The organism is Pseudomonas sp. W2Jun17, from assembly GCF_023127795.1.
GTDB lineage: Bacteria > Pseudomonadota > Gammaproteobacteria > Pseudomonadales > Pseudomonadaceae > Aquipseudomonas > Aquipseudomonas synxantha_A.
In genome coordinates this window covers 154,155-165,828 of record NZ_SPKO01000032.1, presented here as the reverse complement: position 1 = coordinate 165,828, position 11,674 = coordinate 154,155, and the positions used below count along the sequence as shown (strand labels likewise).

Annotated in this window: 7 protein-coding genes; 6 read left to right on the top strand and 1 reads right to left on the bottom strand. The window is 57.2% G+C overall.

Annotated features, from left to right (window positions below):
* Positions 1-108: 108 nt before the first annotated feature.
* Positions 109-1,002 (bottom strand): LysR family transcriptional regulator, encoded by an 894-nt coding sequence (locus E4O98_RS20025; RefSeq protein ID WP_248136082.1) that lies wholly within the window; start codon positions 1,000-1,002, stop codon positions 109-111.
* A 94-nt stretch (positions 1,003-1,096) separates the two neighbouring features.
* On the opposite strand from E4O98_RS20025, the gene E4O98_RS20020 reads away from it, so the two are divergent.
* The 6 genes from E4O98_RS20020 to E4O98_RS19995 all read left to right on the top strand — a co-directional run bounded on the left by E4O98_RS20020 (position 1,097) and on the right by E4O98_RS19995 (position 11,639).
* The gene (locus tag E4O98_RS20020) at positions 1,097-2,281 is read left to right on the top strand and encodes an MFS transporter (protein WP_248136080.1); all 1,185 of its coding nucleotides are present in this window, start codon (positions 1,097-1,099) and stop codon (positions 2,279-2,281) included.
* 65 nt (positions 2,282-2,346) lie between these two features.
* Positions 2,347-3,066 (top strand): SDR family oxidoreductase, encoded by a 720-nt coding sequence (locus E4O98_RS20015; protein WP_032880906.1) that lies wholly within the window; start codon positions 2,347-2,349, stop codon positions 3,064-3,066.
* A gap of 65 nt (positions 3,067-3,131) precedes the next feature.
* Positions 3,132-3,614 carry a VOC family protein gene (locus E4O98_RS20010; RefSeq protein ID WP_032880904.1) on the top strand — a complete coding sequence of 161 codons (483 nt, stop codon included), beginning with the start codon at positions 3,132-3,134 and terminating at the stop codon, positions 3,612-3,614.
* A gap of 216 nt (positions 3,615-3,830) precedes the next feature.
* A complete protein-coding gene (locus E4O98_RS20005; protein WP_248136078.1) occupies positions 3,831-8,765 on the top strand; it encodes an RHS repeat-associated core domain-containing protein in 4,935 nt (1,644 codons plus the stop codon).
* Between the two features lie 334 nt (positions 8,766-9,099).
* A complete protein-coding gene (locus E4O98_RS20000) occupies positions 9,100-10,476 on the top strand; it encodes a cystathionine beta-synthase (RefSeq protein ID WP_005787970.1) in 1,377 nt (458 codons plus the stop codon).
* On the top strand, positions 10,473-11,639 hold the full coding sequence (locus E4O98_RS19995; RefSeq protein ID WP_248136076.1) for a cystathionine gamma-synthase: 1,167 nt from the start codon (positions 10,473-10,475) through the stop codon (positions 11,637-11,639). The genes E4O98_RS20000 and E4O98_RS19995 overlap by 4 nt, the downstream gene beginning before the upstream one ends.
* The last annotated feature ends 35 nt before the right edge of the window (positions 11,640-11,674 follow it).

Sequence of the window (11,674 nt, the reverse complement as noted above, 5' to 3'; positions counted from 1 at the left end):
GGTCGCGCTTGAGTTCAGGCAATCTGAAAATCCGACTTTTTCAACAGAATCGGCCGAAATCCGCCGATCCCCCCCTCCCAACAAATCCAGACCTAAACCCGCACCTCCTCAACCCCCATGCCTCTCCACCAAAAAATCCACAAACGCCCTAACCCGCGCCGGCATCGCCCCTCCCCCTACAAACACCGCATGAATCGGCTCCACATCCCCCGGGTTAAAGTCCTCCAGCAACACCACCAACTCCCCCCGCTTCACCTCCTCCACCACACTAAACGCCCCAATCCGCGCAATCCCTGCCCCCAGCTTTGCCAACTGTGCCAATGCCTCGCCACTGTTGCCCTCAATCGTCCCCGCCACCTTCAACGAAAACTCCCGCCCATCCGCCCTGAACGGCCAATCCGGCGCCGCTCGGCGAAAGTTGAAGCGTAGGCAGTTGTGCCGGAGTAGATCCTGCGGCAACACCGGGGTGCCATGTTTTGCCAGGTAGTCCGGTGAGGCGACGATCACCTGCCCGGTGGAGCCGATATGACGAGCAGTCAGGGGGCTGTCGGCGAGGGGGCCGAAGCGGATGGCGACGTCGGCCTGGCCGCCGAGGATGTCCACCACCTCATCGCCGAGCATCAGGTCGACGACGATGGCCGGATAGCGGGCGCTGAAGGCGGCGATCAGCGGGACGATGGTCATGCGGCCATGGGCCAGGGCGGCGCTGACTCGCAGGCGGCCGCGTGGGGTGCCTTGGTCGGTGATGGCGTCTTCGACTTCGGCCATGTCTGCGAGGATGCGCCGGGCGCCGCGCAGGTAGGCTTCGCCTTCGGCGGTGAAGGTGATGGCGCGGGTGGTGCGCAGCAGCAGTCGGGTGCCGATGCGCTTTTCGGTGCGGGTGATGATGCGGCTGATGGACGAGGGTGTCAGCCCCAGGGCTCGCGCCGCGCCCGACAGGCTGCCGTGCTCGGCAACCATGGCGAACACTTCCATCTCTCCTGACCGACCGCCGATGTCCATTTGTGCCTCCTGCGCAAAGCTGTAGTTCCCAAGCGAGGGCTACTGCTTGAAAAGGCTGGATTGTAGCATTCGGCACACAGATGAGGAGTCAACCATGCGTATCAATCCACCCCTTGTAGCCTTGTCCATCGGTGCCTTCGGCATCGGGGTCACGGAGTTTGCGCCCATGGGCATGTTGCCCGGTATTGCCGCCGATCTTGGTGTCTCCATTCCAGCCGCCGGGCTGCTGGTGAGTGCTTATGCCATGGGCGTGCTGATCGGCGCGCCGATCATGACCCTCGCCACGGCGAGAGTGCCGCGTCGTTATTTGCTGATCGGGCTGATGGCGATTTTTACCCTGGGCAATTTGTTGTCGGCGCTGGCCACCAACTACCAGACCTTGATGGTCGCAAGGCTGGTGACGTCGCTGAACCACGGGGCATTTTTCGGCATTGGTTCGATTGTGGCAGCCAGCGTGGTAGCGCCGGAGAAACGCGCGGGAGCGGTCGCGGCGATGTTTCTCGGGCTGACCTTGGCGACCATCGGCGGCGTGCCGCTGGCGACCTGGTTTGGCGAGAACTTTGGTTGGCGCACGGCGTTCTGGGGGATCAGCGGCCTCGGTGCGGTGGTGATGGCGGCGCTGTGGTGGGCGTTGCCGAATGCACCCGCGCCTAAAGGTGGCAGCCTGATGGCGGAAATCCGCGTATTGGGCCGCGGGCCGGTGCTGGCCGCGTTGGCGCTGACCGTGGTGGGCTCCAGTGCGATGTTCACGGTGTTCACTTACATCGCGCCGATTCTGCGCAACGTCACCCACGCCTCGACCAACTTCGTCACCGGGATGCTTGTGCTGTTCGGTATCGGGCTGACCCTGGGCAACGTGTGGGGCGGCAAGTCGGCCGACCGCTCGGTGGACCGTACCTTGATCACCTCGCTGGTGGTGTTGATTGCCGTGCTGCTGGCCTTCTCGATGCTGATGCAATGGCCGCTGCCTGCCGCCGTTTCGATCCTGCTATGGGGTGCCGCCAGTTTTGCGCTGGTACCGCCGTTGCAGATGCGTGTGATGGAGGCCGCCAAGGATGCGCCTAACCTGGCGTCGGCGATGAACATCGGCGCGTTCAATTTTGGCAATGCGATTGGTGCCGCGCTGGGTGGCGCGGTGATCAACGCCGGGCTGGGCTACCCGGCCATTTCCCTGGCAGGCGCAATCATGGCGGGCCTGGGCTTGATGATGGTGCTGGGTTTGGCCTGGCGCTCGCGGCGTGCGGGTTTACGCACTTGCCGGGAAGCCGTGCAAGCCTGAACAGCAGGCTGGAAAGCCCCACCCAACTGCCTTATAACTACGCCCTTCAGTCAAGGAGACGCGTAATGAAAACCATGGTAGTGGGCGCCAGCAAAGGCCTGGGCAAGGCGCTGATCGAGGGGTTGGGCGAACCCGGGGATACGCTGATCGGTGTATCCCGCAGCCGTCCAGAACAGCTCAACCACAAGGCTGATGTGCAGGTGCGTTGGATCGAAGCCAACCTGGCCGAACCCGCCAAAGCTGCCCAGGCCATTGAAGCCTCGGTGGCCGAGAGTGGGCTGGATACCTTGATCTACAACCTGGGTATCTGGGAAGAATTTGCCTTCGACCCGGCGTACAACTTTTTGGCCGACAGTGATGAGCAGCTCGAAGCCATTGTCACGTGCAACATCACCGCTACCTTGTTGCTGATCAAACGCCTGCTGCCGGTGCTGCTCGACAGCGCCAACCCACGGATCATCCTGACTGGCTCGACCTCCGGCCTGCCGCAAAGTGGCCGCCCGGAGGTGGCCTTCGGTGCCTCCAAGTTTGCGCTGCGCGGGATTGCCGATGCCTTGCGTGAAGGCTATCGGCATCAGCGCCTGGGCGTGACCTGCCTGAACCTGGGCTACCTGAACACCGAAGACCCGTTGAGCACACCGCTCGCAGTGGCGGCGCAACGCGGTGAAGGCCAGTCGATTCCGGTGCATGACGTGGTGCAAGTGGTGCGTATGACGCTGAACTTGTCGCCGGCCAGTTTCGTCAAGGACATCACCTTGCCGGCGATCCTGGATGAGCGGTTCTAAACGGGGTAGAACGCCCGCGGTTATCGTCTAGACTTCACGCACCTTCCAACCCGAGGAGCCTTGCGATGAACAACAAAAATACGATCTGCCTCTGGTACAACAACGATGCCCTGGAGGCGGCGACCTTCTACGCCAACACCTTTCCCGACAGTAAAGTGGGGAACGTTCACCATGCGCCTGGCGACTACCCGGCCGGCAAGCAGGGCGAAGTGTTGACCGTGGAATTCACCGTGCTGGGTATTCCCTGCGTCGGCCTGAATGGCGGCCAGATGTTCAAGCACAGTGAGGCGTTTTCCTTTCAGGTGTCTACGGATGACCAGGAAGAAACCGATCGCTTGTGGAATGCCATCGTCAACAATGGTGGGCAGGCAAGCGCCTGCGGCTGGTGCAAGGACAAGTGGGGGTTGTCGTGGCAGATCTCGCCACGGGTGTTGGTCGATGCGGTCACCAGCAAAGATCCTGCCGTCGCCAAGCGTGCGTTTGAGGCGATGATGAAAATGACCAAGATTGATATTGCAACTATAGAAGACGCTGTGGCCGGACGTTGATGTGCATGATGTCGATCCGAACTTGAAGGCCGCCACCTTTCATACAGATCACAAACATCCTTATTCGCAAAGGAGATTAAAATAATAAATTCAAAAACTATTTAATATAAAATACTGTGAACTCTTACAGTTATCGCAGGCTTACCGGCCGTGTAGTTTTCAAGTCGTACATATCTCCCCCACGAAGGGGGCCTACTACGACATAAGGAAATGAACATGGCCCACAATCCAATGGGTACGGACCCTAGCGATTCCGAGAACGATCCGATTTTTAACGCCACCACTCAAAAACGCAACGTGGTCGATCCACGCACAGGCCTATTCGAGGCCTTTATTCCCCTCCCCTCAATCGTCGGTAACGACGGCAGCGGCCCTGTGTTTGAAATGGGGCTTCACTGTGCCCCCACCTTCAATAACCTGTTCGCATTGGGGGATGGCTGTTTTTTTGGGCTAACCACTTATAGCACTGCGCATAACCGTTTAACATTGCACTCCGGCGAAGTACTAAATATAAAAAAAGGTATCGATCCTGACCCACAAAACGATGCCGTTAATGTCTCCTGGTTCAACAACCAACTGACCGTGATGCGCAAGGACACAAGACATGAAGTATTGGAATTGCTGGACAACACAGGCATCTATGTACCAAAAATATTGACAACCTATAATCCCGACCTCAAGGAGTCGAAAAACTTATATTTCACATGGACATCAACGCCCCACGTTATAGAGGGCAAAACGTATTATCAACTTCAATTAACAGGCATCACGGACAGCACCAAGCGAAACCTGCTCAAGATTGAATACACGCCCCCCGCGCCCGATACATCGCCGGCCATTGGGACAGTCAAGATTATGTTCTGGCCTGATGATGCAACTCAAACCCTCACCTACACGTTGGCACTTAAAGATTACGCCCTGCAGTCCGTTACCCTCGGGAATACTCACAAAACCACCTTGGAGTATTTGGACCATCCGGTGTGTGGTTGGCTGTTGAACAAGATCACCAATGTCGACGGACTCCAAGAGGCGGTCGAATATAAAGACAACGGACTGACATTTCCGGACAACCCACAGTTGTCAGCGTTGCCTTGCGTCAGTACTCACACGCTCACCCCAACGGGTGGCGGCACGCCTGTTATTACAACCTATGCGTATGAGCGTCAAGATGAAAAAAAATACCGGACGATCATGGCTGAGGGCGTACCGGCCATTCGCACCACGGTTTATCAATACGACGATGAACATGACGTCAAGACTGAGACGCTCTCCCAAGGTTCTGCCAAAACCCTGACAGCGTATAACATGAGTAAGGATGATGACCTTGATAGTCGTGAAACCCGAGTAACTTACCAACAAGCGAACAGAAGCCGGACAACGACGAACAAGAATACTTTTAACGATAGTTCTGGCCTTATCAAAAACCAACAACAGACCATTACTACCGAGATGGACTATCTACGCTCGTTTACAGACCCGATTTACAATTTTTTGAAACATAGCAACGGTACGCTAAAAGCCCGCGAATTACTAAGCGCAATCGCACGCGCTTCCAAGGAAGAACAAAATGACAAACCGGGCACTCAGTGGGAAACCGCAGACTATACATATGAGAGCCTGTTCCCATCTGCCGCGCTGGATACCAAGTTTGTCGAAACACCCGGTTTACTGGCAATCATCCCTGGGCTGTCCGACTTGATCCCCGGCTTGCGTAATGTTGCCGAGTTCGAACTTCACCGATATGAAATGACCCCCTCGCTGGAGGCCAGACTTTACAGTACGTTGCAATGCAGTTTAGCGACGGATAAATTTGCCGATGCCGCGCTGGTAGGCCAACAGTACGAATACTTCGAGGCTAACGTTACAGAGGAAGGCAATGTCATCGAAGACTTTCGCACCGGACGTGTGAAGAGCATCCGCCGGTCGACATTGGGCAATAAACATTTGGCGCCCCTGGTGAGTGACCCTCTACGTTCGTTCGCCTATGCCTTGGGGGGCGTGGGTAATATCGAACTTACCACCACAACGACCGAAACCGATGAACAAGGTAACAGCCGCACCTCTTCGGAAACCAAGAGCACTCTTGACGGACGCCTCATTCGCCAAGTCGACGTTGATGGCAACCGCACCGAGTACAGCTACAACAATAACGGCCAACTGAGCACTTTGACAGTGTGCGCGCAGAGCACTACCTATCGCCAAGTCACCACCTACACTTACCCGGCCCCCGGGCAGATACAAATGACCACCCCCAATGGGCAAACCCGCTTGAGTCAATACGATGGCCAAGACCGACTGGTCAGTGAATACTTGATCGAAGATGGCCAAAAAAAGCTGATCAAAGCCGTCAGCTACGACCGTATTGGGCGTGAACTACGTACCACCCAGTATGATTACCAGAATATGCCACTCCAACTCCTTGAATGGCAGGAGTTGAAATATGATGACTGGAATCGGGTCAGCGGACGACGCTACAGCAACGGCAGGGAAGATTTCGATCTCAAAGACCCCATCGCACTGACGCTTACACAATGGACCGGCAAGGCAACCGACAAGCACAGAACAATTACCACCTATAACTTGGATGAGACCATCAAGAAGATTGAATGGAGAGGCAAGGAGGGCAACATTTATCAGACCCAGACTGCCACCTATACCCGCGCCAGGCAGATCAAGCAACTGCACACGGATGGTGAACTGGGCGATACAACCATTGATTACGCTTACGATGGCAGTGGCCGTCTGTTGAGCGAAAAACATAGCGAAAAGAACAACGGAATACTGGCCCCCAGCCTGGTCTACACCTATTACTACACTTACCCTAAACACTGGCTGATGACCGAAGCCACCCAGATCGATATCGAATTCTCGAATAACCGCCACATACTGGGCAAACGCACCATCGACAGTTGGGGCCGAGTCACCTCACTCACCCGCGGCAAGTGCACTGAAACCTATACCTATATAGGCGCCAGCTCAGTCCCTGCGTCAACCCAAACCGCCGATGGCACTCTACTCCAACATGAATACATCAAGGAACTTGGCAACCGCTTGGCAAACACCGGCACGACCAACCGCACCGAGCAGCAATCTTACACCTACGCGTATGGGGCACAGAAGATCTCGTCAGCGAGCGAGGGCGAAAAGTTTCTCGAGTACAATCATGACGCCAACCTGTATATAACTAATCAGCATATACAAACTCAGCCCGGTCAAACCAAAGAGACATTTTCCGAGTATTCACACGGTGGACGCCTGCTCACCAATACAGACCCTACAGGTAATAAGACACTGTTCCTTTACAGCGGAGATCAACGCTATGCAGCCAACAATTTCCACTTTACGTGTAGCCATAATTATGACAGTCAGGGACTTTTGAGTAAGGAGCTGATTATTGGTCCTATTAACTCAACCGATCCGAAGGTCACTTTCGATGTGACATATACCTACGACGCAGAACGGCGTGAAACCAGTCGCCGATTTACACTCAGTGGCAAAGTTGATCTCAAAATAGAGAGTGCGTATTACGGCGACGGCAAACTGAAATCGGTGTTCTTGAAACAGGACAACATCGTGCTGGGGTCACGCATCATGGCTTACACGCCGGGCGGGCGACTCAAGTCCTATACCACCACGGGCGTATGGCGACCCAAGACCCCAAAAAACCAGGACATCGACAAGCAAGAGTTCACTTACGATGCATTGGGAAATGTCACCACTTGCGTCACAAGCTTTGGTGGGTTCAAGAACACCACAACCAACAGCAACGATAGCCTGAATGGTTTTCGGTTGGCGACAGTCTACAACAGCCATTCGGACTACCCCGAAGCCGCCACATTGAGGTACGACGCAGCCGGGCGGGTGACACAGGACGCTTCGGGAAAAAAATACACGTATGACTGGCTCGGTCGATTGATCCAGGCCGGGAGTATCCGTTATAGCTATGATCCCTCCGACCGCCTGATGATCCGGGACAACAACGGCGTGCAAACTCAACTCATCTATGACGGGCTAACGGTGTGTGGAGAATATTCGACTGCCAATAACGACAGCAGCCGGGAGCTGAATCCCGGGAGCGAGGGCTGTACGGTTCTACAGATCAAACGCTCGGGCGTGAAAAGAACCCTGTTTGAACTCAGAGACGTCCATGGCACGGTATGGGCCAGCTATGACCTTCAGGCCCAAACTCTCAGGCATCACGCCTATACGGCATACGGCGAGCAATCCCCGGCCGAGACCGATTCCATGCTGGGTTTCAAGGGCGAATTCCTTGATGCCGATACGGGTCAATACGTTTTGGGGGCGGGCGGACAAGGACGCTATTACTCAGCTTCCAGCATGTGTTTCTACACTCCGGACAGCCTCAGCCCTTTCGGGCCAGGTGGCCCTAATCTGTATGCCTACTGCGCCGAGGGTGATCCAGTCAATTTCAGCGACCCCAGCGGACATTTTTCAGTGAATGACGCTTTGTGGAATCAATGGCAGGGCCAAGGGCGCGAGCCTGGACCCATCTCGCTCGGGCCCGATAATCCATTGGGCACCTGGATTTTCGGTGCGATTGGCATATTGGCCGCCATCGTGAGTGGGGGCACATCTTTACTGCTTACGGCTGCGCTGGTCGGGCTCGCGGTCGTGTCATTAGCGGCAAATATCGCGTCGGTGCTTACCCAAGATACCAATCCTGAACTCTCGAGTATTCTCGCCTGGGTATCCTTGGGCACAGGAGTATTGGGCGGCGGGGCCATGCTCGTTAAAAAAGTCGCCTCTCTTGCCCTGTACCTGGGGCGCTCTGGAATCGCGATGGCCAGAAACCTTCTTTCTAGAACCGTCCCGAACTTGATCCCAAGACTTAGACGACTCGGACAATTCAAAGACTATCGTCGCTTGTACGGGGATTTTGCAAATGGCAAGCCCCCATACATGGTCGGGCGGATACCAGGCAAGGCTGTGAAGGCATTGGAAGAAGGAAAGCGGGCCAAAAACTTCTTTACTGCGGCTGAAGCCAACACGGTCGCATTCTTTACCACTGGGACGCTTGGAAATACTGAAGCCTTTGACTCTGATGTGGCTAACCAAATCAATAACACCATTGGCGACTTAACATGGTTACCTTGGGGCTCTTTTATGAAACTTTGGCTGAAGGTTCGATAGCTCGTCCGATAGAGCCATAAAAGCGTCCGGCTATGCCTAGAAATGGCCATAGCCGAACGCCGATGTGGGAGCGCTCGAGCTTTAGCGAGGCCGCGATGGCGGTGGGTCAGGCAACATAAATGCCGACAGTGCCGCCGCCTTCGCAGCCTCGCCAAAGCTCGACAACCACCATATTTGATCTCCACCATCTCCCCTCCTGCGCATCACCCATGCGCCAAAAAAAGTCATGCATCGGACCGCCCGGTTGCGACCCGGGCGATACCGGCCTATGTTTCAAGCCATGCTGTGATTTGCTGTCCCCCACCCTGTGCCCATCCCGTAACCAGGTGACGACATGCCCACCCTATCCCGCCCTGCCGTACTTGAACTGATCGGTAACACGCCGCTGGTCAAGGTCAGCCGCTTCGATACCGGCCCTTGCACGCTGTTTCTAAAGCTTGAATCGCAAAACCCTGGCGGTTCCATCAAGGATCGCATCGGCTTGGCCATGATCGACGCCGCCGAGCGTGATGGGCGCTTGCGTCCTGGCGGTACCATCATCGAAGCCACCGCAGGCAATACCGGCCTGGGCTTGGCGCTGGTAGGCCGGGCCAAGGGGTATCGGGTGGTGCTGGTAGTGCCCGACAAGATGTCCACGGAGAAAGTGCTGCACCTGAAGGCCATGGGCGCTGAAGTACATATCACCCGCTCCGATGTGGGCAAGGGCCACCCGGAGTATTACCAGGACGTGGCGGCACGGCTGGCCAAGGATATTCCGGGCTCGTTCTTTGCTGATCAGTTCAACAACCCGGCCAACCCACTGGCCCACGAAACCAGCACCGCGCCGGAGATCTGGGCGCAGACCCAACATGACGTCGACGCGATTGTGGTCGGCGTCGGCTCGGCCGGCACCCTCACCGGCTTGACGCGTTTTTTCAAGCGTGTGCAGCCCGATCTCACGATGGTACTGGCCGACCCGGTGGGTTCAGTCATGGCCGAATACAGCCGCAGCCGGCAACTTGAAACGCCTGGCTCCTGGGCCGTGGAAGGCATCGGCGAAGACTTCATCCCGTCGATTGCCGATCTGTCCAGCGTGCGCCACGCCTACTCCATCAGCGATGAAGAGAGCTTCGACCACGCCCGCCAATTGCTCAAGGCCGAAGGCATTCTCGGCGGCTCGTCCACCGGCACCCTGCTCGCCGCTGCCCTGCGCTACTGCCGCGAGCAAACCGAGCCCAAGCGCGTGGTGACCTTTGTGTGCGACACCGGCACGCGTTATTTATCGAAGGTTTACAACGACCAATGGATGAACGACGCCGGCCTGCTGCAGTACAAACATTACGGCGACCTGCGCGACCTGATCGCCCGCCGCTTCGAAGACGGCCGTGTGATCAGCGTGAGCCCCGACGACACCCTGCTCACTGCGTTCCAACGCATGCGCCTGGCGGATGTGTCGCAACTGCCGGTGCTGGTAGACGGCCAACAATTGGCGGGCGTGATCGACGAATCGGACATTCTGCTGGGCCTGCACCATGACGCGGCGGACTTTTCCATGACCGTCGCCAGCGCCATGACCGACACCTTGCACACCCTGCCCCCCAGCGCCAGCCTGGCCGAACTGCAGGCAGAACTGGATCGCGGCCTGGTCGCCATTATTGCCGACGCCTCGGGCTTCCATGGCCTGATCACCCGCGTCGACCTGCTTAATCACCTACGGAGATCCCTTGCATGAGTCAGCCCGATAAAAGCGCGTTTGCCACCCGTGTGATCCACGCCGGGCAGTCACCCGACCCGACCACGGGCGCGCTGATGCCGCCGATCTACGCCAACTCCACTTACCTGCAAGACAGCCCCGGTGTGCACAAGGGCTTCGACTACGGCCGCTCCCACAACCCCACGCGTTTTGCCCTGGAGCGCTGCGTGGCCGACCTTGAAGGCGGCAGCCAGGCCTTTGCATTTGCGTCGGGGCTGGCGGCGATTTCCACCGTGCTCGAATTGCTCGATGCCGGTGCGCATATCGTTTCGGGCAATGACCTGTATGGCGGCACCTTCCGGCTGTTCGACAAGGTGCGCCAACGCAGCGCTGGGCACCGTTTCAGCTATATCGACCTGAGCGACTTGTCGGCCTTTGAAGCGTCGTTGCAGGACGACACGCGCATGGTCTGGGTCGAGACCCCGAGCAACCCGCTGCTGAGCCTCACCGACCTGCGCGCCGTCGCACGCATCTGCCGTGCCCGCGGAATTATCTGCGTGGCCGACAACACCTTCGCCAGCCCGTGGATCCAGCGGCCGCTGGAACTGGGTTTCGATATCGTGGTGCACTCCACTACCAAGTATCTGAACGGGCATTCCGATGTGATCGGCGGTATCGCCATTGTCGGTGACAATCCGGACCTGGCCGAACGCCTGGGCTTCCTGCAAAACTCGGTCGGTGCCATTGCCGGGCCGTTCGATGCGTTCCTGACCCTGCGCGGCGTGAAAACCCTGGCGCTGCGCATGGAGCGCCATTGCAGCAATGCCCTGGAGCTGGCCACCTGGCTGGAAGAGCAACCGCAAGTGGCGCGAGTGTATTACCCCGGCCTGAAATCCCATCCACAGCACGCGCTGGCCAAGCAGCAAATGCGCGGTTTTGGCGGGATGATTTCGGTGGACTTGAACAGTGACCTGGCCGGTGCCAGGCGCTTTCTGGAGAACGTCAGGATCTTCGCCCTGGCCGAGAGCCTGGGTGGTGTGGAAAGCCTGATCGAACACCCCGCGATCATGACGCACGCGAGCATCCCGGCGGCCACGCGGGCGCAGTTGGGGATTGGTGATGGGCTGGTGCGGTTGTCGGTGGGGGTTGAGGATGTGGAGGATTTGCGAGCGGATTTAGCCCAAGCCTTGGCACACATCTAACGTCAAATATCGAGCAAAATGTGGGAGGGGGCTTG